The organism is Streptomyces sp. NPDC047525, from assembly GCF_040643025.1.
Lineage (GTDB): Bacteria > Actinomycetota > Actinomycetes > Streptomycetales > Streptomycetaceae > Streptomyces > Streptomyces durmitorensis.
The window spans coordinates 269522-291496 of sequence record NZ_JBEYTL010000005.1 but is presented as its reverse complement, the minus strand read 5'-3'; the positions used below and the strand labels follow the sequence as shown (position 1 = coordinate 291496).

The window sequence follows — 21975 nt, the reverse complement described above, 5'->3', positions numbered from 1 at the left end:
CATGGTGAGCGTTCGATTGAGATGCACCACAGTGATGGCCCGTCGAAGGGACCCGCTCGTGAGACAGCACCACAGATCGACCCGCCTGTTCGGTTCGTTGCTGCTCGTGGCCGCGGCCGGACTCTCGTCCGTGGCCGCAGTGCCGGGCGGCGCCGGCGGAGCCAAGGAGGCAGCCACGGCCACCACCCCGACCCCGCTCGGCCGGGTGATCCCGGCCCCCGCGTCCGCCGTCCCGGGCGGATCCCCGTACGAGATCAACTCCAAGACCCGCATCCGGGTCGACGACTCGCGCGACGCGCACAGGATCGGCAGCTATCTGGCGGGCGTCCTGCGCCCCTCCACCGGCTACGCCCTGAAGGTCACCGACGACGAGGGCCGTGACGGCATCCGGCTGCGTCTTGACTCCAAGGACAAGTCCCTGGGCAGCGAGGGCTACCGCCTGGAGTCGAAGCGCGGTTCCGTCACCATCACGGCCCGCAAGGCAGCAGGGCTCTTCTACGGCGTCCAGACGCTGCGGCAGCAACTGCCCGCGGCCGCCGAGAAGACGAGCAAGCAGAAGGGCCCCTGGCTGGTCGCGGGCGGCACCATCAAGGACTCGCCCCGCTACGAGCACCGCGGCGCCATGCTCGACGTGTCGCGCCACTTCTTCTCGGTCGACAAGGTCAAGCGCTACATCGACCAGATGTCGCTCTACAAGGTCAACAAGCTGCACCTGCACCTGAGCGACGACCAGGGCTGGCGCATCGCCATCGACTCCTGGCCCAAGCTCGCCACGTACGGCGGCTCCACGCAGGTCGGCGGCGGCAAGGGCGGCTACTACACCAAGGCCCAGTACAAGGACATCGTCCAGTACGCGGCATCGCGGCAGCTCGAGGTGATCCCCGAGATCGACATGCCGGGCCACACGAACGCCGCGCTCGCCTCGTACGCCGACCTGAACTGCGACGGCGTCGCGCCCCCGCTCTACACCGGCACCGAGGTCGGCTTCAGCTCGCTGTGCGTGAAGAAGGACATCACGTACGACTTCGTGGACGACGTCATCCGCGAGATCGCCGCCATGACGCCCGGCAAGTACATCCACATCGGCGGTGACGAGGCGCACTCCACCAGCCACGAGGACTATGTGGCGTTCATGAACAAGGTGCAGCCGGTGGTCGCCAAGTACGGCAAGACCGTGATCGGCTGGCACCAGCTGACCGGCGCCACGCCCGCCAAGGGCGCTCTCGCGCAGTACTGGGGCTACGACGCCACCAGCGCCGCCGAGCGCGAGCAGGTCGTGAACGCGGCGAAGAAGGGCACCAAGCTGGTCCTCTCGCCTGCCGACCGCTCCTACCTCGACATGAAGTACGACAAGGACACCCCGCTCGGCCTGTCCTGGGCGGGCTACGTCTCGGTGCAGCGCAGCTACGACTGGGACCCGGGGACGTATCTGGCGGGCGCGCCCGCGGACTCGGTCCAGGGTGTCGAGGCGGAGCTGTGGTCGGAGACGCTCTCGACCTCCGCGCACATCGAGTACATGGCGTTCCCGCGCCTGCCCGGCATCGCCGAGCTCGGCTGGTCGCCCGCGTCGACGCACGACTGGGACACGTACAAGACGCGGCTCGCCGAACAGGGCCCGCGCTGGGACGCGTTGGGCATCGGCTACTACAAGTCGCCTGAGGTGCCCTGGCCGTCGAAGTAGTGCACGGCTGAGCACGCATACGAAGGTGGGGCTCGGGAGGACCGTCTCCCGAGCCCCACCTGGTTCGTGGGCCCTACGCGATCGGGTTCTTCAGCGTCCCGACCAGCTGGAGCGCGCCCGCCGGATCGGCGAGGTCCACCATCTGTTCGTTGTCCCGCAGCTGGAGCCTGTTCAGGCAGGAGCGCGCGAACTCGGGGGCGAACATGTCGAACTGCTTGAACTTGTCGGCCAGTTGGGGCGTTGCCTCCTGGTAGGCGGTGACGCACTCGGCGACGGCGCCCCAGAACGTCTCCTCGTCCACCAGGCCCTCGGTGACGAGGTTCGCGGACAGGAAGCGGAAGAAGCAGTCGAAGACGTCCGTGAAGATGGACAGGAGCTTCTGGTCGTCGGGGACCTCGACCCGCAGCCGCTCCACCGTCGGCGGGAGCACCGCGTCCGGGTCCATGACCGCGATCTCCTCGGCGATGTCCTTGAAGATCGCCCGCTGTACGACGCCGTCCTTGAGCACCAGGATGACGTTCTCGCCGTGCGGCATGAAGACGAGGTCGTACATGTAGAAGCTGTGCAGCAGCGGCGTCAGGTACGCGTGCAGGTAGCCGCGCAGCCACTCGGCGGGGGTGAGCCCCGAGCGCTCGATGAGGGCGCCCGCGAAGGACGCGCCGTCGAGGTCGGTGTGCAGGAGCGAGGCCATCGTGGCCAGCTGCTCGCCCTCCGCCAGGGACGGGACGGGGCTCTCGCGCCACAGGGCCGCGAGCATTTTGCGGTACGGGGAGTAGCGGTCGGTCGCGGCCTCGTACTCCAGGTGGCGATAGCCGACGGCCGCGCGCTCGCGGATGATCGTCAGGCCGGTCGACTTCAGGGTCTCGTCGGTGTCGATGAGGTTCGCGAGCCAGTCGTTGATCGCCGGGGTCGCCTCCATGTACGCGGCCGAAAGCCCGCGCATGAAGCCCATGTTGATGACCGAGAGGGCCGTTTTGACGTAGTGCTTGGCCGGGTCGCTCGTGTTGAAGAACGTACGGATCGACTGCTGGGCCAGGTACTCGTCGTCGCCCTCGCCCAGGCAGACCAGGTGCCGCTGGGCGACCTCGGCCGCGAAGGTCACCGACAGCTTGTTCCACCACTGCCAGGGGTGGGCCGGGATCAGGAGGTAGTCGTCCGGGTCCAGGCCCTGGTCGCGGAGTTTGCGGTCGAAGCGGTCCAGGGTCTCCTGGCCCAGCTCGGCCCGGAAGAACGACTCGTAGTCGATTCCGGCGCCCGCGGTGAACGCGGCGCGCTCCTTGCTGGCCGCCAGCCACACGAGCCGTACGGGGCTCGCGGTCTCGGGGGCGTACGAGAGGTACTCGTGCACGCCGAAGCCGAGTCGGCCATTGTTGGCGACGAAGCAGGGGTGGCCCTCGGTCATGCCCGTCTCGATCTCCTGGAAGCCGGAGCGGGAGAGCTCGGCGGAGGGGATCGCGGGCTTGGTGAGTTTGTAGCAGGTGCCCGAGAGGGTGGAGGAGATCTCCTCCAGGTAGACCGGCAGGATCTCGTCGCTCAGGCCGAGCGCCGTACGCAGCTCGATGAAGAAGTCGAGCGCGTTGAGCGGGAGTTCGGTGCCGTCGCGGTGCCGGGAGATCGAGTCGGCGTCGACCTGCCAGTGGTCGAGCCGCAGCCGCTTGGCGGTGAAGCGGTAGCGGGTCAGGGCGTCGTCGCTGCGGATGACGTATTTGTCGTCGCCCAGTGGCTCCGGGGTGAAGAGCCGCTCGTGGGCGAACTCGGCGATGGCCTTGCGGATGAGGAGGCGGTTGGCCTGCTCCCAGCGCTCGGGGGAGAGGTGCGCCGTGGCGTCGGACAGGGTCATATCGCCGATTCCCTTTCGCGTACTGCTGTGTCGAACTGTTCGCGGGTGCAGAAGCTCAGCAGAGCCTTCTTCTCCGGCTTCTGGATGACTTCGGCCGCACGGAACCCGACGGCTTCGTTGAGGGCGTGCACGGCCGTGTTGTCGACGTCGGGCTCGACCACCACGCGCTCGGTCGCCGGGTCGGCGAAGAGCGTCTCCATGACCTTGGTGATCACGTCACGGGTGAAGCCGGGGATGCGGACGTCGGACGGCGCCGTGAGGAAGTGCATGCCCACGTCGCCGGGCTGCGGCTCGTAGAGGCCGACGAGCTCGACGTACCGGGGGTCGTAGCGCTCCATCAGGAAGGCGGGGACGCCTTTGTGCAGGCCGATGAACGCGTCGTGGTGCTCGTGGGCGGCGATCGCCATGTACTCGCGCTCGACGTCCGGCAGCGTCGCGTCCTGCATCATCCAGAACGAGGCCTTGGGGTGGGTGACCCAGCCGTGCAGGAGCTCGGAGTCCCTCAGGGGGTCGAGGGGGCGCAGGGTCAGGTCTGCGGTGTTGCTCATACGGCGAACTCCTGGAACGCGATGGACTTCTCGACGGGGTAGTACTCGGAGCCGAGCAGCTCACCGATGATGTACGCGTTGCGGTACGGGCCCATGCCCAGGTCGGGGCTGGTCAGGGAGTGGGTGTGCACGGCGCCGTTCTGCAGGAAGATGCCGCGTCCCGTTGTGTCGATCGAGTAGTTGCGGGCGACCTCGAAGCGGCCGCGGCCGTCCCAGCGGATGCGGTCGCGGACCGGCTCCAGGAAGTCGGGCGTGACGTACTGGTAGCCGGTGGCCAGGATCAGGCCCTCGGAGCTGAGCTCGAAGTCCTTGCCCTGCTCGTCCTGGCGCAGGCCCAGGGTGTAGCTGCCGTTCTCGTGACGCGCGCTCTGCAGCGAGGAGTTGGTGAGCAGCCGCGTGGGGACCGGGCCGCCGAGGTTCTTCTGGTAGAGCAGGTCGAAGATCTCGTTGATCAGGTCGCCGTCGATGCCCTTGAAGAGCGTCTTCTGCTGATCCTGAAGGCGGTAGCGGGTCGCTTCCGGCAGCGCGTGGAAGTAGTCGACGTACTCCGGGGAGGTCATCTCCAGCGTCAGCTTCGTGTACTCAAGGGGGAAGAAGCGCGGGGAGCGCGTGACCCAGTTGAGCTTGTAGCCGTGGACGTCGATCTCGCTCAGGAGGTCGTAGTAGATCTCGGCGGCGGACTGGCCGCTGCCGACGAGCGTGATCGACTCCTTCTTCTGGAGCTCCTGCTTGGACTGGAGATAGCGGGAGTTGTGGATGAAGTCCCCGCCGAGGTCCGCGCACGACTCGGGGATGTGCGGCGGAGTGCCGGTCCCCAGGACGAGGTGGCGGGCGCGGAAGGTGTCGCCGGTGGTGGTGTGGACGACGTACAGATCATCCGCGTACGTCACCTCGGTCACCGTCGTGCTGAAGCGGATGGAGGAGAGCTTCGCGGCGGCCCAGCGGCAGTAGTCGTTGTACTCGGTGCGCAGGGGATAGAAGTTCTCGCGGATGTAGAACGAGTAGAGCCGCCCTGATTCCTTCAGGTAGTTGAGGAAGGAGTAGGGGGACGTCGGGTCCGCGAGGGTGACGAGGTCGGACATGAACGGGGTCTGGAGGTGAGCGCCCTCCAGGAACATGCCCGAGTGCCACTCGAAGTCCGGCTTGGACTCCAGGAAGAGGCCGCTGAGCTCGTCGATGGGTTCGGTCAGACAGGCGAGGCCGAGGTTGAAGGGGCCAAGGCCGATACCGATGAAGTCCAGCGGCTCCAGTGGTTCCACTGATTCGCTGTGATCAGGAAGCGCGGTCAAGGGTCTCTCCCAGGTACTGCTCGGCGTGGCCGGCGATCAGATCGAGGACGGCCGTGATGTCGGCGACCGTGGTCTCGGGGTTGAGCAGGGTGAACTTGAGGTACTGGCGCTCGCCGACCTTGGTGCCCGCGACGACGGCGTCACCGGAGGCGAACAGGGCCTTGCGGGCGTACAGGTTGGCGCGGTCGATCGCGGTCGGGTCGCAGATCGACTCGGGGATGTAGCGGAAGACGAGCGTCGAGAGCTGCGGCTCCACGACGACGTCGTAGCGGGGGTCGGCGGCCAGCAGCCGCCAGCCGTCGTCCGCCATGTCGCAGACGGAGTCGAAGAGCTCGCCGATGGCGTCGGCGCCCATCACGCGCAGGGTCATCCACAGCTTGAGGGCGTCGAAGCGCCGCGTCGTCTGGAGGGACTTGTCGACCTGGTTGGGGATGCGCTCCTGCACCATGCGGCGCGGGTTGAGGTACTCCGCGTGGTACGTCGCGTGGCTCAGCGTGGAGCGGTCACGGACCAGGACAGCGGAGGAACTCACCGGCTGGAAGAAGGACTTGTGGTAGTCGACGGTGACGGAGTCGGCGCGCTCGATGCCGTCGATGAGGTGACGGTTCTTGAGCGAGGCGAGCAGACCGCAGCCGTACGCCGCGTCGACGTGCATCCAGGTGCCGTACTGCTCGCACAGTTCGGCGATCTCGGGCAGCGGGTCGATGGAGCCGAAGTCGGTGGTGCCCGCCGTGGCGACGACCGCCATGGGGGTGAGGTCGTTGTCGCGGCAGCGCTCCAGCTCACGGGCGAGTGCCACGGTCTGCATGCGCTTGTTGTGATCGGTGGGGATGACGATCACGGCGTCCTCGCCGAGGCCGAGCAGCGTCGCGGCCTTCTGGATGCTGAAGTGGCCGACCTCGGAGGCGAAGATGCGCAGCTCGGTGGCCGGCTTTCCCGCCTTGGCGGCCTCCTCGCGGGCGAGCAGCATGGCCTGGAGGTTGGACTGCGAGCCGCCGCTGGTGAACACGCCGTCGGCGGCCGGGCCGAGCCCGATGCGGTCGGCCGTCCAGTCGATGAGACGGCGCTCGATCAGTGTGCCGCCGGCGGACTGATCCCACGTGTCGAGGGAAGAGTTGACCGCGGAGAGCACGGCCTCGCCGAGCACGGCCGGAATGACGACCGGGCAGTTGAGGTGCGCGAGGTAGCGGGGATGGTGGAAGTACACGGCGTCGCGCAGGTAGAGCTCGTCGAGCTCGTCCAGGGCGGCGATGGTGTCGTGCAGGGGCTCGTCCAGGTCGACGGCCTCGATGCGGGGCGCGAGGTCGTCGACGGATATGCCGGTGAAAGGACGGGAGGTGGTGGCGATCCTGGCCGCCACCCGCTCGACTCCTTCGGTCACGGAACTGCGGTAACGCTCCGCGGTGGTGTCGTTGAGCAGGTGCGAGCGCATGAACTTCCTCTGGGTGAGGGGACTTGGGGGAAGTGAGGTAAGCCTAACCTAACTCCCTCCCGGGTTAAACCCAGGGGGTCCCTGTGGTCACCAGGAGGCACAAAAACGGAACAGCCCTCTCCGGAATGCGGAGAGGGCTGTGCTGTGAGGCCTTCGGGGAGAGGGTCAGCTGACCTTCTTGGCCTTCTCGATCGCGTCGGCGAGGTCCTCGAGGATCGGGGCGCACTTGTCGTACGAGTAAATGGGCTCGGTGACACGGGGGATGACCTGCCCGGCCTTGACCGCGGGCAGCTTCGCCCAGGTCGGCTTCTCGATGTCGGCGGGCTGGATCGTGGCGGTGCGGTTGTCCATCATGATGACGTCCGCGGCGTGCTTGTTGACGTTCTCCCAGCTCAGGTTCTCGAACCAGCCGCCGCTCGCCTTCTTGGCGCTCTCGGACGGCTCGACGAAGTTCACGCCGAGGGCCTTGAAGTACTCCAGGTCGGCGGAGAGGTTCGTGCCGGAGACGTAGAAGATGTCCTGGCTCGCCGAGCCGACGAGGACCTTGATGTCCTTGTTCGCCTTGGCGACCTTGCGCAGTCGCTCGGCGGCGGCCTCGAAGCGCTTCTTCGCCTTGACGACCTTGTCGGCCTTCACGTCCGCGCCGAGCGACTCGGCGAGCGCCAGGAGGCGCTGGAGGGGCTCGGTCATCTGGCGGTCGTAGACGCTGACGCCGACGCTCGGGGCGAGCTTGAGGATCTTGTCCTTGCTGTCCTCGGGGACGGACCAGAGGGTGCCCGCGTCGTCGAACATCGTGGAGACGAGGAGGTCGGGGGCGAGACTCGCGTACTTCTCGATGTTGAACTTCCCCCATTCGTTGCCCAGGATCGTCAGCTTGCTGATGTCCATGTCACCGGCCTGGACATCGGCCTTGCCGCCCTTGGCCTTGGTCGGGCCGAAGACGCCCTTGACCTCGATGCCGTAGTCGAAGAGGGCGGCGGCGACGCCGGTGAAGGCGACGATGTTCTTCGGGGTCGAGTCCTGCTTCGCGGTCTTGCCGCGGTCGTCCTTGAAGCTCCAGGGGCCGGAGTCGCCGGCGTCCGCCTTGCCCGAGCCGCTCTTCTTCTCGTCACCGCAGGCTGCCAGCAGGGCCGTGAGGCCGAGGGCGCCGCCGGCGGCGAGAATGCCGCGGCGGGAGGGCTGAGGGAAGCGGGCGTGGGACATATGAGGGTCTCTGCTTTCGTGAGGACGGCGGCGGGGCCACTGGCCGGAACTAGCGCTTAGGTTAACCTAACCTAATGTGAAGTCCAGTGGCCCCCGCGGTCGCCTTCCCCGGGGTGCGGGTGGTTATCCCGCGAATCCCAGCTCCCTGGCGATCAGCATGCGCTGCACCTCGCTGGTGCCCTCGCCGATCTCCAGGATCTTGGAGTCCCGCCACATGCGTGCCACGGGATACTCGTTCATGAAGCCGTACCCGCCGTGGATCTGGGTGGCCTCGCGGGCGTTGTCGACGGCGACCGTGGAGGAGTAGAGCTTCGCGATCGCCGCCTCCTTCTTGAAGGGCTCCCCGCCGACGAGGCGCGACGCCGCGTCCCGCCAGCCGACCCGGGCCATGTGCGCCCGCATCTCCATGTCGGCGATCTTGAACTGGATCGCCTGATTCGCCCCGATCGGCTTGCCGAAGGCGTGCCGTTCCTTGGCGTACTTCACGGACTCGTCGACGCAGCCCTGCGCCAGGCCCGTGGCGAGCGCGGAGATCGCGACCCGGCCCTCGTCCAGGATCCGCAGGAACTGGGCATAGCCGCGGCCCTCTTCGCCCAGGAGGTTCGCCACCGGGACCCGCACGTCCGAGAAGGCCAGCTCACGGGTGTCCGAGGCGTTCCAGCCGACCTTCGAGTACGGAGCCGCGACCGTGAATCCCGGTGTCCCGGACGGCACGATGATCGAGGAGATCAGCGGGCGGCCGTCCTCCTTGCGGCCGGTGACGGCGGTGACCGTGACCAGGCCCGTGATGTCCGTGCCGGAGTTGGTGATGAAGCACTTGGAGCCGTTGATCACCCACTCGTCGCCGTCCCGCACCGCGGTCGTGCGGGTGCCGCCCGCGTCCGAGCCGCCGTCCGGCTCGGTCAGGCCGAAGGCGCCCAGGAGTTCACCGGAGCAGAGCCGGGGCAGCCACTCGCGCTTCTGCTCGTCCGTGCCGAAGAGGTGGATCGGCATCGCACCGAGCGAGACGCCCGCCTCCAGGGTGATCGCCACCGAGGAGTCGACCCGCGCCAGCTCTTCGAGCGCGATGCCGAGGGCGAGATAGTCGCCGCCCATGCCGCCGTGCTCCTCGGGGAAGGGCAGGCCGAACAGGCCCATGCGGCCCATCTCGCGCACGATCTCGTACGGGAACTCGTGCCGTTCGTACAGGTCGCCGATCTTGGGGGCGACGACGTCGTGCGCGAACTCCTCGACCGTGCGGCGGAGTTCTTCGTGCTCGGGGGACAGACGGTGGTCCATCGTTCTTCACTGCTCCTGGTGGGAGGTGCCCGTCAGGGCACGGACGGTGCGGGAGGGGCTGGGTCGGCCCAGTTGTTCGGCCATCCACGCGCTGGTGGCGGTGAGGCGGCCGAGGTCGACGCCGGTCTCGATGCCGAGGCCGTCGAGCATCCATACGAGGTCTTCGGTGGCGAGGTTGCCGGTGGCGCTCTTCGCGTACGGACAGCCGCCGAGGCCGCCCGCCGAGGCGTCGACCGTGCTGACTCCGTGCTGCAGGGCGGCGAGGGTGTTGGCGAGCGCCTGGCCGTACGTGTCGTGGAAGTGCACGCCGATGCGGTCCGTCGGCACGCCCTCTTCGTTCAACTCGGCCAGGAGGGCCAGGACATGGCCCGGCGTGGCCACGCCGATGGTGTCGCCGAGGCTCAGCTCCTCGCAGCCCATGTCCAGGAGGGACTTCGCGGTGCGGACGACCTGGGCGATGGGCACGGGGCCCTCCCACGGGTCGCCGAAGCACATGGAGAGATAGCCCCGCACCTGCACCTTCTGCTCGCGGGCGCGGGCCACGACCGGCTCCGACATCGCGAGGGCCTCGTCCATCGTGCGGTTGAGGTTGGCCTTGGCGAAGGACTCCGTGGCACTGACGAAGACGGCGATGCTGCGGGCGCCGAGCGCCAGGGCGCGGTCCAGGCCCCGGTCGTTCGGCACCAGGACGGGGAGCTTGGCCCTCCCGTCCTGTGCGAGGTCCCGCACGAGGGGGAACAGCTGCTCGGAGTCGGCCAGTTGGGGCACCCACTTGGGGTGCACGAAGCTCGTCGCCTCGACGGTCGTGAGGCCCGCGGCGGCCAGGCGGTGGATGAACTCCGCCTTGATCTCCGTGGGGACGACCGCCTTCTCGTTCTGCAGGCCGTCCCGTGCGCCCACTTCGTGGATACGGACGCGGGGCGGGAGGGCCTGGGTGGGGACGACCATGGGGAGGGGGCCGGGCTGCGCGCCGGTTGTCGCTTCGGTGGTCATTTCTCGCCCTCCGCTTCGGGGGTCTCGTCGGGGATCACCACGGCCAGGACCTGGTCCATGGCGACGGTCGAGCCCGCCGAGACGTCGAGTTCGCTGACGGTGCCCGCGTGCGGGGCGGAGATGACGTGCTCCATCTTCATGGCCTCCACCACGAGGAGGCTCTGCCCCTGGGCCACGCGGTCGCCGGTGGACACCTTGACGACCGTGACGGTGCCGGGCATGGGGGCGGTGAGGGCGTCCGCACCGCTGTGGGCGGCGCCGGTGAGGCTCGCCGCCACGGGGTCGAAGTCCTGGACATGCCAGGCGTCGCCGTCCCTGCCGAGCCAGTCGGCCGCGCGGTGGAAGGTGTGGGTGAGGCCGTCCACGTGGACCGTGACGCTGCCGGGCTCCACCGTGCGCGGGCCCTCGCCCGCGACGTGCGCGACAGGGTCGTGTCCCGGCACGCGCAGATGGTGCGTCAGCGGGGCAGGGGTGCCGCCCAGGCGCCAGCCCCTCGGCACCGAGAACGGGTCCCGCCAGCCGTCACCGGTGGGTTCGAGGGCGGCGGCGCGCAGGGCCGCTGCGGCTTCGTACACCTCGTCGGGTACGCCCTGCGGGACCAGGTCCTGCGCCTCGCGCTCCACGAGGCCCGTGTCCAACTCCCCGGAGACCACCGCCGGGTGGGCGAGCAGCCGCCGCAGGAACCCCGCGTTCGTCGGCACCCCCAGCGTGACCGTCTCCGCGAGGGCGGCCCGCAGCTTGCGCAGTGCGGTGGGGCGGTCCGGGCCGTACGCGATGACCTTCGACAGCATCGGGTCGTACAGACTGCCGACCTCCGTGCCCTCGCTCAGGCCGGAGTCGGTCCGCACGCCGTCGCCCTGCGGCTCGTGCAGGGCGAGGACGGTCCCGCCGGACGGCAGGAACCCGCGGGACGGGTCCTCCGCGCAGACGCGGGCCTCGATCGCGTGGCCCGTGAGCGTGATGTCCTGCTGGCCGTACGGCAGTTCCTCGCCGGCGGCGACCCGCAGCTGCCACTCCACCAGGTCGATGCCGGTGATGAGCTCCGTGACCGGGTGCTCGACCTGGAGCCGGGTGTTCATCTCCATGAAGTAGTACGAAGCCGGGTCCTTGCCCGGCACGATGAACTCCACCGTGCCCGCGCCCGCATACCCGCAGGAGCGCGCGGCCTGGACCGCGGCCTCGCCCATCGACGCGCGCGTGGCCTCGTCGAGCAGGACGCTCGGGGCCTCCTCGATGATCTTCTGGTGGCGGCGCTGGAGCGAGCACTCGCGCTCACCGAGGTGGATCACGTTCCCGTGGCCGTCCGCGAGGACCTGGATCTCGATGTGCCGGGGGCGGTCGATCCACCGCTCCACCAGCAGCGTGTCGTCACCGAAGGAGGACCGCGCCTCGCGCCGCGCGGCGGCGATCTCGTCCGCGAGCAGCGCCGCGTCCCGCACCAGGCGCATGCCCTTGCCGCCGCCGCCCGCAGAGGGCTTGAGCAGCACCGGCATGCCGATCTCGCGGGCGGCGTCGGCCAGTTGGGCGTCGGTCAGGCCGCTGCCCGACGATCCGGGGACCACCGGGACCCCGGCCGCCTGGACCGTCTCCTTGGCGCGGATCTTGTCGCCCATCAGGTCGATGGCCGATGCGGGCGGCCCGATGAAGACCAGGCCGGCCTCCGCGCAGGCCCGCGCGAACTCGGCGTTCTCCGCGAGGAAGCCATACCCCGGGTGGACGGCCTGGGCGCCGCTGCGGGCCGCCGCCTCGAGCAGCCGCTCGGCCGAGAGATAGCTCTCGGAGGCCGGTGCGGGGCCCAGGCGCACGGCCGTGTCCGCCTCCCGCACATGCCGGGCGTCCGCGTCCGCGTCGCTGAACACGGCGACCGAGCGCACGCCGAGCGCCCGCAGCGTCCGGATGACGCGGACCGCGATCTCGCCCCTGTTGGCGACCAGCACCGTGTCGAACATCGTCCCTCTCCTGGAACTGCTTGAACTCCTGGAATTCGTGGCACTCCTGGACCCGGTCATGGCCGCCTCACATCCGGAAGACGCCGAAGCCGGGCTCGCCCAGCGGGGCCTCGGCGCACGCGGTCAGGGCGAGGCCGAGGACCTGCCGGGTCTCCATGGGGTCGATCACGCCGTCGTCCCACAGCCGCGCGGTGGCGTAATAGGCGTTGCCCTGCGCTTCGTACTGGGCGCGGACCGGGTCCTTGAAGGCCTGCTCGTCCGCCTCCGACCACTCCTCGCCGCGCGCCTCCAGCTGGTCGCGCTTGACGGTCGCCAGGACCGATGCGGCCTGCTCGCCGCCCATCACGGAGATCTTGGCGTTCGGCCACATCCACAGGAAGCGGGGGGAGTAGGCACGGCCGCACATCGAGTAGTTCCCCGCGCCGTACGAACCGCCGATCACGACCGTCAGCTTCGGCACGCGCGTGCAGGCCACCGCCGTGACCATCTTGGCGCCGTGCTTGGCGATGCCGCCCGCCTCATAGTCCCGGCCGACCATGAAGCCGGAGATGTTCTGCAGGAAGACAAGGGGGATGCCGCGCTGGTCGCACAGCTCGATGAAGTGGGCGCCCTTCTGGGCGGACTCGGAGAACAGGATGCCGTTGTTCGCGATGATGCCGACCGGGTGGCCGTGGAGGTGGGCGAAGCCCGTGATCAGCGTCTGGCCGTACTCCGCCTTGAACTCGGCGAAGCGGGAGCCGTCGACCACGCGCGCGATGACCTCGCGGACGTCATAGGGGGTGCGGGAGTCCGTCGGCACCGCTCCATAGAGCCCGGCAGGATCGACCTTCGGCTCCTCGACCGGGCGCACGGACCAGGGGAGTTCGGCACGGTCGGGGAGGGTGGAGACGATCGTCCGGACGATCCGCAGCGCGTGCGCGTCGTCCTCGGCGAGGTGGTCCGTCACTCCGGAGACCCGGGAGTGGACCTCGCCGCCGCCCAGCTCCTCGGCCGTCACGACCTCGCCGGTCGCGGCCTTCACCAGGGGCGGGCCGCCGAGGAAGATCGTCCCCTGATTGCGGACGATCACCGCCTCGTCGCTCATCGCGGGGACGTACGCCCCTCCGGCCGTGCACGAGCCGAGCACGGCCGCGATCTGCGGGACGCCCGCTCCGGACATCCGCGCCTGGTTGTAGAAGATCCGCCCGAAGTGCTCGCGGTCCGGGAAGACGTCGTCCTGCATGGGCAGGAAGGCGCCGCCCGAGTCCACGAGATACAGACAGGGGAGGCGGTTCTCCAGCGCGACCTCCTGGGCGCGCAGGTGCTTCTTCACCGTCATGGGGTAATACGTGCCGCCCTTGACGGTGGCGTCATTGGCGACGATCACGCAGGTGCGCCCGGAGACCCGGCCGATGCCCGCGATGACTCCGGCCGCCGGTGCGTCCCCGCCGTACAGCCCGTCGGCCGCGAGTGGTGCCAGCTCCAGGAAGGGCGAGCCGGGGTCGAGCAGGGCGTCCACGCGGTCGCGGGGCAGCAGCTTGCCGCGCGCGACATGGCGGGCCCGGGACCGCTCGCCGCCGCCGAGCCTGGCCGCCGCGAGCCGGGCCCGCAGGTCGTCGACGAGGGCGCGGTGCGCCTCCTCGTTCGTCCGCCATGCCTCGGACGCGGGATCAGCCGCGGTCCCCAGCACTGGTGCCTGCAGCATCAGTCGAGCCCCCTTGCTCGGTTAATGAGCGTTAACGCGTTTCCATCAGGTTAACGAGCGCTAACCGCCCTGTCTAGAATTGATTCCATGGCCACCAGAACCGACGCCCCCACCCGTCGCGAGCAGATCCTCAAGGAAGCCGCCCGGCTCTTCGCCGAGCGCGGCTTCCACGGCGTAGGAGTGGACGAGATAGGAGCGGCCGTCGGTATCAGCGGGCCCGGTCTCTACCGCCACTTCCCGGGCAAGGACGCGATGCTCGCCGAGCTGCTCGTCGGCATCAGCGGGCAGCTCCTGACCGGCGGCAAGCGGTGTGTGGCCGAGGCGGACGGGTCGCCGGAGCAGACGCTCGACGCGCTCATCGAGGGGCACATCGACTTCGCCCTCGACGACCGTTCCCTGATCACGCTGCACGACCGCGAGCTCGACCGGCTGCGGGACACCGACCGCAAGCTGGTCCGCCAGCTCCAGCGGCAGTACGTGGAGATCTGGGTGGACGTCGTGCGCAAGGTCTATCCGGACCTCGCCGAGAACGCGGCCCGCGTCTCCGTGCACGCGGTCTTCGGGCTGCTCAACTCCACGCCGCACCTCAGCCGCCGCGACGCGCTGCCCAGCCGCAGCGCCATGGCCCAGCTGCTGCACAGCCTCGCGCGCGGGGCGTTCGCGGCGACGGCGGCGTGACGGGAGCGACAGGGCTTCTCTCTGGACGGTCCGGTGACCGGCGGGTAACGTCTCTCTGAGCAAGCGCTTAGTCGTGTGCGCTTGGCCGAGCCTGGTGCCGTATCGAAGGAGTTCTCCGTGCGCCGTACCGTTTTCAATGAGGACCACGAGGCGTTCCGGGAGACCCTGCGCGCCTTCATCGAGGCCGAGGTCGTCCCGGTCCACGAGGAGTGGTTCGCCGCGGGCCAGGTGCCGCGCGAGTTCTACTACAAGCTCGCCGAGCTCGGTCTCTTCGGCATCAGCGTCCCCGAGGAGTTCGGCGGCGCGGGCATCGACTCGCACAAGTTCGAGGCCATCCAGTACGAGGAGACGGCCCGCGCGGGCGTCAGCTTCGGCGGCTCCGGTGTGCACGTGCTGCTCGCCCTGCCGTACATCAAGGCGCTCGGCACCGACGAGCAGAAGAAGCGCTACCTCGAGAAGTTCGTCTCCGCCGAGGAGATGTGGGCCCTCGCGATGACCGAGCCGGGCACCGGCTCCGACCTCGCGGGCATGAAGACCACGGCCAAGCTCTCCGAGGACGGCACGCACTACGTCCTCAACGGCTCCAAGACCTTCATCACCGGCGGCGTGCACGCCGACCGCGTGATCGTCTGCGCCCGCACCTCCGCGCCCACCGCCGAGGACCGCCGCTTCGGCATCTCGCTCTTCGCGGTCGACACCAAGTCCGAGGGCTACTCCATCGGCCGCAAGCTCGACAAGCTCGGCCTGAAGACCTCCGACACCGCCGAGCTGGCGTTCGTCGACGTCAAGGTCCCCGTCGAGGACCTCCTCGGCGAGGAGAACAAGGGCTTCTACTACCTCGGAAGCAACCTCCCCTCCGAGCGCTGGGGCATCGCCTACGGCGCGTACGCGCAGGCCAAGGCCGCCGTCCGGTTCGCCAAGGAGTACGTCCAGGACCGCACGGTCTTCGGCAAGACGGTCGCCTCCTTCCAGAACACCAAGTTCGAGCTGGCCGCCTGCCAGGCCGAGGTGGACGCCGCGGAGGCCGTCGCCGACCGCGCCCTGGAGGCCCTGGACGCGGGCGAGCTGACCGCGGCCGAGGCCGCGTCCGCGAAGCTGTTCAACACCGAGGTCGCGCACCGCGTCATCGACAAGTGCCTCCAGCTGCACGGCGGCTACGGCTTCATGAACGAGTACCCCATCGCCCGCCTGTACGCGGACAACCGCGTCAACCGCATCTACGGCGGCACCAGCGAGGTCATGAAGATGATCATCGCCAAGAACATGGGCCTGTAAAGACAGCGGCCCGTAAGGACATGGGCTGTAAAGACCGCCCTGTAGAACTGGATCCATGAACAAGGCACTTGAGTCACTCCTCGATCTGCTCGACCTGGAGCAGATCGAGGAGGACATATTCCGGGGCGTGAGCCGCTCGGCGCTCGTCCCGCGCGTCTTCGGCGGCCAGGTGGCCGCCCAGGCGCTGGTGGCGGCGGGCCGCACGGTCCCCGCCGACCGGCCCGCCCACTCCCTGCACGCGTACTTCCTGCGCGCCGGGGACCCGGGCGCGCCCATCGTCTACACCGTCGACCGCATCCGCGACGGCCGCTCCTTCACCACGCGCCGGGTCGTCGCCGTCCAGCACGGGCAGCCGATATTCCACCTCTCCGCGTCCTTCCAGACGGACGAGGAGGGCCTGGAGCACCAGACGGGGATGCCGTCCGCGCCGGACCCCGAGACGCTGCCGACGGCCGCGGAGATGCTGCCGCAGCACCTGCCCGCACACGTCGCCGAGCGGCTGATCGAGGCCCGCGCGGCCGTCGACCTGCGCTACGTGGACGCACCGCCCTGGGCCTCCGTCGGACAGCCCCGCGAGCCGCGCTCGCAGGTGTGGTTCCGCACGAACGGCAAGCTCGACGGCGGTATCGACGCCTCCTTGCTGCACGTCTGCCTCGCCACGTACGTCTCCGACATGACGCTCCTCGACTCGGTGCTGCTCGCGCACGGCCGGGGCGGCTGGGCGGTCGGTGACGTCGTCGGCGCCTCGCTCGACCACGCCATGTGGTTCCACCGCCCCTTCAGGGCCGACGAATGGCTCCTGTACGACCAGGAGTCGCCGTCGGCGTCCGGCGGGCGCGGCCTCGGCCAGGCCCGGATCTGGACGCAGGACGGGCAGCTCGCGGTGACGGTCATCCAGGAAGGCGTCGTTCGCGTTCCCCGCTGATCGGACATACCGTCCGATACATGAGTGAGCAACCGTCAGAAGGTGGCGGCGAGAGCACCTTCACCGTCATCGTCGCCGCCGTCGCCAACCTCGGGATCGCCGTCGCCAAGGCCGTCGCCGGTGTCATCAGCGGGTCGAGCGCGATGCTCTCCGAAGCGGCCCACTCCCTGGCCGACACCGTCACCGAGGTCCTGCTCCTCACCGCCCTGAAGCGGAGCGAGAAGCCCGCCGACGAGGACCACCCCCTTGGCTACGGGCCCGAGCGCTACATCTGGGCGATGCTCGCGGCCGTCGCCACCTTCGTCGGCGGCGCCGTCTTCTCGATCTACGACGGCATCCACACGCTGGTGGCGGGCGAGGAGCTGGGCGACCCGCTCATCTCGTACATCGTGCTCGCCGTCGCCTTCCTCCTGGAGGGCTACTCGCTGCGCACAGGGGTCAAGCAGGCGCGTGGTGAGGCGGCGCGCTTCGGGGCGTCGTTCGGGCGCTATCTGCGCTACACGCCCGACACCGCCGTGAAGGCCGTCGTCCTGGAGGACTCCGCCGCGCTGGCCGGCCTCGTGCTCGCCGCCGGCGGACTGCTCGGCGGGCAGCTCACCGGGTCGGGCGTGTGGGACGGCGTGGCCTCGCTCTGCATCGGCGCGCTTCTTCTGTACGTCGCCTGGGTGCTCGGCCGCAGCAACGCCCAGCTCCTCATCGGCCGGCCGCTGCCGAAGCCGATGCGCCAGGAGATCCGCGACGAGCTGCTCGCCTCCGAGCACATCGAGGCCGTGCTCGAACTGACGACGCTGCTCCAGGGGCCGCGCGAGGCGCTGGTCGCCGCCAAGGTCGACTTCCGTGACGCCTCCACGGCGGCACAGATCGAGTGGGCCTGCGAACAGGCCGAGCGGCGCCTTCGGGAGCGGTTCCCCGGCGTACGACGGGTCTATCTGGACCCCACGCCGGGGTTCTCCCAGCGGCGCGCGGAAGGGCTCAACCCGTGGCCGTGACTCAGGCCTCCGGCGTGAGGCCCGCGGCGTCCAGGAGGTAGGCCGTCATCGGGTCGTAGAAGCGCGGGCTGGTGACGTGGTCGTCCAGCGGGATCGTCACCTGGAGGGTGCCCTCGGCCTCGCCGATGAACAGCGCGGGGTCGTTGCAGTCCGCGTACCCGATGGAGTCGATGCCGCGCTGGCCCGCCCGTCCGGCCCAGCCGTGGTCCGCGACGACCAGGTCCGGCAGCGGACGGCCCTCGCGCTCGAGGCCGTCCAGGATCGCGTTCATCGGCTCGGGGGAGTGCGTGTGCCACAGGGTCGCGCCGCGCTCCAGCATCGCCACGTCCGCGAACTGGAAGACCATGCCCTCGTCGGCGGTCAGGCCCTCCGGGATCACGACGATCTCGCAGCCAGCGGAGCGCAGGGCGGCCGCCGTCGCGCGGTGCACGTCGAGCAGGCCTCCGGGGTGGCCGGTGGCGAAAAGGACCCTCTCCTTGCCGGCCGCCGCCTTGCGGAGCCGCGCCGCCATCCGCTCCAGGGCGTCGACCGTCAGCTCCGGGTCGATGGTGTCCTGCCCGTGGCGGAACTCGGCGTCGTCGATCACGCCGCACCGCTCGGCCATCACCGCGAGGACGTCCTGCTCGTCGGTCCAGCGGTCGCCGAGCTCCAGGCCGAGCCAGTAGTGGCGGTCGCCGTTCGCGAGCTTCCTGTAGTGGCTGAGGTTGTTCTCGCGGGGCGTGGCGACGTCGCCGGCGATGCGGGAGCGTACGAGGTGGTCGACAAGGGCGGGACGACTGGGTATCGGCATGGCTCCCATTGTGCCGTCGCTCGGGCCGCGGGGCCGGGGCGTTTCGAAGCATGGGCCTGTGAGGTGCACTGCGTTTGGCTTGAGCGGGGGTGGGTTGTCTCTTCGTCTGCGGGCCGCATGTGGCTGGGCGCGCAGCTCCCCGCGCCCCTTACGGGGCCCGGTTCAGCGCGAACCACAGCTCCATTCGTACGTCCGGGTCGTCCAGGTCCGCGCCCAGGAGCGTCGCGCACCGGGTGATCCGCTGCCGGACCGTGTTGCGGTGCACCCCCAGTGCCGTTGCCGTGCGGTCCCAACTGCCGTGCAGGGAGAGCCAGGTGCGCAGGGTCTTGGTGAGCGCCTCGCTGCCGCCGAGCGGGGCGAGCAGCACGCGCGCGTGGGCGGCGGCCTCGGCGGGCGCGACCAGAGCGGCGATGCCCGCCTCGCGGTGCCGGACGAGCGGCGCTCGGGTGGCCTCGGCGCGGCGCAGGGCGCGGTCCGCCTGGGCGTCGGCGGCCGGCAGGTCGCCGGGGGGCGCGGGGGCGGAGACGCCGAGGGTCCAGCCGGGCTGACCGGTGAGCTCGCGGTCGGCCGGGAGCAGGAGGCGCACGAGGCCCTGGCCGGGGTCTGTGTCCACCATGCCGCTGCCCAGCGCCGCGGCCAGCGCGGAGGCGGCGACCGCGTGGGCCACCGGGTCGTCACCGGCATCCCCGCGCGCGTGCACCACGGTCCACTGATCGGCCCCCAGGAGAGGCGCGACATCGTCCACCGCCGAGCCCAGGAGCAGCCGCACGAGCGCCGCCGACCGCACGGAGTCGGCGGCGCCCTGGTGCTTGCCGGTCAGGAGCGAGAGCAGGACGACCGCGACCCCGGTGATGGTGTGGTCCCCGGGCTCGCGCTGCTCGGCGGCGAGCCCGAGCGCGAACCCCTGTCCGCCGCCGAGGGCGTACGCGGCGAGGTGGGCGCCGCCCACGGAGTCGGTGGCCGATGCGGGGGCGGGGCCGGGCCGTCCCGACGGGCGCACGACTTCGGAGAGGTCGTGCACCGCCTGGCGCACCCCTGCTCCCGGAACCGTCCCCGCGGTGTGGAGCACCGCGCCGTCCGGTGCGTAGAGCGCCGCCCAGCCGCTCAGGCGCGCCGCGAGCTGGCGGAGGACCGCGGGCACCGGGTCCGGGCGCGCGGCGGCCGTGGCGAGGCCCTGCTGGGCCTCCGTCACGCGCCGCAGCTCCGCGTGCCTGGCCTCCGCCACCAACTGCCACACCGCGCGGGCGACCCCGCTGAACGTCGTACGCGGCGGCACCTCCAGGAGCGGAAGCCCGTAGTGGTCGCAGGCCGTCACCAGGGCGCGCGGCACCGTGTCGTGCACGGGCGCGACGCCGAAGCCGAGGGCCGCGCCGCCCGCCTCGACGATGCGCGCCACGTAGTCGTCGAGGTAGACGCCCGCGCCCACCGGATCCGTGATGTGCACGCCCGCCGTCAGCAGGAGCTCGCCGCCCAGGAGGTACGGATAGGGGTCCGCCATCTCCGAGGTGTGCACCCACTGGACGGCGGCCCCGCTCTCCCCGGCGTCGGGGCCCGCGATCTGGCGCAGGCCCAGATCCTCCCGGGCGAGGAGCGCGGTGAGAGGAACCGGCGGAGTGGGGGGAGTGATGGGAGAGCCAGGTGAGGCGGATGAGGCCGCGGACGAGGAGGCAGATGAGGCAGCAGGGTCCGGCACGGTGGACGTTCCATCCATCTTGGTCGTGAAGAGTGGATGAAACGTACACTTCAGCGTTGCTTTCCGGCCACCTAAGGTCGTGCCGACCCCAGGCCGCGGGTACGGGCGGATGTCCCCGCGGCTGGTTGCCACCCCCCCCACCCCCATCTGCACGACACGCCACCGAGGTGCGCGAAGGAGGGCCCTATGGCCGTCGACTACACAGTGATCGTCGTCTATCTCGCCGGCATGCTCGCCATGGGCTGGTGGGGCATGCGCCGCGCCAAGTCCAAAGCTGAGTTCCTGGTCGCGGGACGCCGCCTCGGACCGTGGATGTACTCCGGGACCATGGCCGCCATCGTCCTCGGCGGCGCGTCCACCATCGGCGGCGTCGGCCTCGGCTACCAGTACGGGCTCTCCGGCGCCTGGATGGTCTTCACGATCGGTCTCGGCCTGCTCGCGCTGAGCGTCTTCTTCTCGGCGCGCATCGCCCGCCTGAAGGTCTACACCGTCTCCGAGATGCTCGACCTCCGCTACGGCGGGCGCGCGGGCGTCATCTCCGGAGTCGTCATGTGGGCGTACACGCTGATGCTCGCGGTCACGTCGACCATCGCGTACGCCACGATCTTCGACGTCATCTTCGACATGAACCGCACCCTGGCGATCATCCTCGGCGGCTCGATCGTCGTCGCGTACTCGACGCTGGGCGGCATGTGGTCCATCACGCTCACCGACATGGTGCAGTTCGTGGTGAAGACCATCGGCGTGCTGCTCCTGCTGCTGCCCATCGCGGTCGTCAAGGCGGGCGGCTTCAGCGAGATGAAGGCCAAGCTGCCCACCGAGTACTTCGACCCGCTGGGCATCGGCGGCGAGACGATCTTCACGTACGTCCTGATCTATACGTTCGGCATGCTCATCGGGCAGGACATCTGGCAGCGCGTCTTCACCGCGCGCAGCGACAAGGTCGCCCGCTACGGCGGCACCGTCGCCGGTACGTACTGCCTGGTCTACGCGCTCGCGGGCGCCGTCATCGGTACGGCCGCCAAGGTCATGTACCCGAAGCTGCCGAGCGCCGACGCGGCCTTCGCGACCATGGTCAAGGACGAACTGCCCATGGGCGTACGGGGTCTCGTGCTCGCCGCGGCGCTCGCCGCCGTGATGTCCACGTCCTCCGGGGCGCTCATCGCCTGCGCGACCGTCGCCAACAACGACATCTGGTCGCGCCTTCGCGGCGCTGTCGCGCCGAAGGCGGAGGGCGAGGCGCACGACGAGGTGAAGGGCAACCGCCTCTTCATCCTGATCATGGGCATCGGGGTCGTCTGCATCGCCATCGCCCTCAACGACGTGGTCCAGGCGCTCACCGTCGCCTACAACCTCCTCGTCGCCGGGCTCCTCGTGCCGATCCTCGGCGGGCTCCTGTGGAAGCGCGGCACCGCCGAGGGCGCGCTCGCGGCCATCGTCGCCGGTGGTCTCTCCGTCATCGGGCTCATGTGGGGGTACGGAATCCTCGCCAACGAGCCCATCTACTACGGCCTGCTGATCTCGCTCGGCGTGTACGTCGTCGTCTCCCTCGCCACGAAGCCCACCGACGCGAAGGTCCTCGCGGCCTGGCGCGAGCGGCTCGCGGGCCGGGGGTCCGAGGAGGCGGAGCCGCAGGCTCCGGTGGCCGTCTAGTTTCTCCGCGCGGCCCACTGTCGGTGGGCCGCGCGACACTTGTCCCAGCAGCAACGCAGCACTCGTACCAGCAGG

At 69.9% G+C, this 21975-nt stretch carries 17 protein-coding genes; 6 read left to right on the top strand and 11 right to left on the bottom strand.

What is annotated here, in order from left to right; translation table 11 throughout:
• Window positions 1-58: 58 nt before the first annotated feature.
• Window positions 59-1681 carry a beta-N-acetylhexosaminidase gene (locus tag ABZ833_RS16755; protein ID WP_361046901.1) on the top strand — a complete coding sequence of 541 codons (1623 nt, stop codon included), beginning with the start codon at window positions 59-61 and terminating at the stop codon, window positions 1679-1681.
• A gap of 73 nt (window positions 1682-1754) precedes the next feature.
• Here ABZ833_RS16755 and ABZ833_RS16750 read toward each other — a convergent pair whose 3' ends face one another.
• From ABZ833_RS16750 to ABZ833_RS16710, 9 genes are all read right to left on the bottom strand, one after another.
• Entirely contained in the window at window positions 1755-3521 is a 1767-nt protein-coding gene (locus ABZ833_RS16750; RefSeq protein ID WP_361046898.1) for an IucA/IucC family siderophore biosynthesis protein, read from the bottom strand.
• Entirely contained in the window at window positions 3518-4069 is a 552-nt protein-coding gene (locus tag ABZ833_RS16745) for a GNAT family N-acetyltransferase (RefSeq protein WP_361046895.1), read from the bottom strand. Before ABZ833_RS16745 ends, ABZ833_RS16750 begins: the two co-directional genes overlap by 4 nt.
• Complete coding sequence (locus ABZ833_RS16740) at window positions 4066-5301, bottom strand: SidA/IucD/PvdA family monooxygenase (protein WP_361047501.1); 1236 nt, start codon at window positions 5299-5301, stop codon at window positions 4066-4068. The genes ABZ833_RS16745 and ABZ833_RS16740 overlap by 4 nt, the downstream gene beginning before the upstream one ends.
• Window positions 5302-5341: 40 nt before the next feature.
• The gene (locus ABZ833_RS16735; protein WP_361046892.1) at window positions 5342-6790 is read right to left on the bottom strand and encodes an aspartate aminotransferase family protein; all 1449 of its coding nucleotides are present in this window, start codon (window positions 6788-6790) and stop codon (window positions 5342-5344) included.
• Window positions 6791-6955: 165 nt separating this feature from the next.
• On the bottom strand, window positions 6956-7993 hold the full coding sequence (locus tag ABZ833_RS16730; protein ID WP_361046890.1) for an ABC transporter substrate-binding protein: 1038 nt from the start codon (window positions 7991-7993) through the stop codon (window positions 6956-6958).
• A gap of 123 nt (window positions 7994-8116) precedes the next feature.
• Window positions 8117-9271 (bottom strand): acyl-CoA dehydrogenase family protein, encoded by a 1155-nt coding sequence (locus ABZ833_RS16725; RefSeq protein ID WP_361046887.1) that lies wholly within the window; start codon window positions 9269-9271, stop codon window positions 8117-8119.
• Window positions 9272-9277: 6 nt separating this feature from the next.
• Window positions 9278-10219: a hydroxymethylglutaryl-CoA lyase gene (locus tag ABZ833_RS16720; RefSeq protein ID WP_361047498.1), complete on the bottom strand. Its 942-nt coding sequence runs from the start codon at window positions 10217-10219 to the stop codon at window positions 9278-9280.
• Window positions 10220-10260: 41 nt separating this feature from the next.
• Window positions 10261-12213, bottom strand: a complete 1953-nt coding sequence (locus ABZ833_RS16715; protein WP_361046884.1) for an acetyl/propionyl/methylcrotonyl-CoA carboxylase subunit alpha — start codon at window positions 12211-12213, stop codon at window positions 10261-10263.
• A gap of 67 nt (window positions 12214-12280) precedes the next feature.
• Complete coding sequence (locus ABZ833_RS16710; RefSeq protein WP_361046882.1) at window positions 12281-13897, bottom strand: carboxyl transferase domain-containing protein; 1617 nt, start codon at window positions 13895-13897, stop codon at window positions 12281-12283.
• 87 nt (window positions 13898-13984) lie between these two features.
• On the opposite strand from ABZ833_RS16710, the gene ABZ833_RS16705 reads away from it, so the two are divergent.
• The 4 genes from ABZ833_RS16705 (at window position 13985) to ABZ833_RS16690 (ending at window position 17764) form a co-directional block, all read left to right on the top strand.
• Window positions 13985-14575, top strand: a complete 591-nt coding sequence (locus ABZ833_RS16705) for a TetR/AcrR family transcriptional regulator (protein WP_361046879.1) — start codon at window positions 13985-13987, stop codon at window positions 14573-14575.
• Between the two features lie 117 nt (window positions 14576-14692).
• Window positions 14693-15850, top strand: coding sequence for an acyl-CoA dehydrogenase family protein (locus ABZ833_RS16700; protein ID WP_249589800.1), 1158 nt, complete (start codon window positions 14693-14695; stop codon window positions 15848-15850).
• A 55-nt stretch (window positions 15851-15905) separates the two neighbouring features.
• A complete protein-coding gene (locus ABZ833_RS16695) occupies window positions 15906-16775 on the top strand; it encodes an acyl-CoA thioesterase II (protein WP_361046876.1) in 870 nt (289 codons plus the stop codon).
• Window positions 16776-16795: 20 nt separating this feature from the next.
• Entirely contained in the window at window positions 16796-17764 is a 969-nt protein-coding gene (locus tag ABZ833_RS16690; RefSeq protein ID WP_361046873.1) for a cation diffusion facilitator family transporter, read from the top strand.
• A 1-nt stretch (window position 17765) separates the two neighbouring features.
• Here ABZ833_RS16690 and ABZ833_RS16685 read toward each other — a convergent pair whose 3' ends face one another.
• Together ABZ833_RS16685 and ABZ833_RS16680 are read right to left on the bottom strand one after the other, a co-directional pair.
• Complete coding sequence (locus tag ABZ833_RS16685) at window positions 17766-18563, bottom strand: phosphatase (protein WP_249589803.1); 798 nt, start codon at window positions 18561-18563, stop codon at window positions 17766-17768.
• A gap of 139 nt (window positions 18564-18702) precedes the next feature.
• The gene (locus tag ABZ833_RS16680; protein WP_361047494.1) at window positions 18703-20181 is read right to left on the bottom strand and encodes a PucR family transcriptional regulator; all 1479 of its coding nucleotides are present in this window, start codon (window positions 20179-20181) and stop codon (window positions 18703-18705) included.
• A gap of 252 nt (window positions 20182-20433) precedes the next feature.
• Here ABZ833_RS16680 and ABZ833_RS16675 point away from each other — a divergent pair, with 252 nt between their 5' ends.
• Window positions 20434-21900, top strand: coding sequence for a sodium:solute symporter (locus ABZ833_RS16675; RefSeq protein WP_361046870.1), 1467 nt, complete (start codon window positions 20434-20436; stop codon window positions 21898-21900).
• The last annotated feature ends 75 nt before the right edge of the window (window positions 21901-21975 follow it).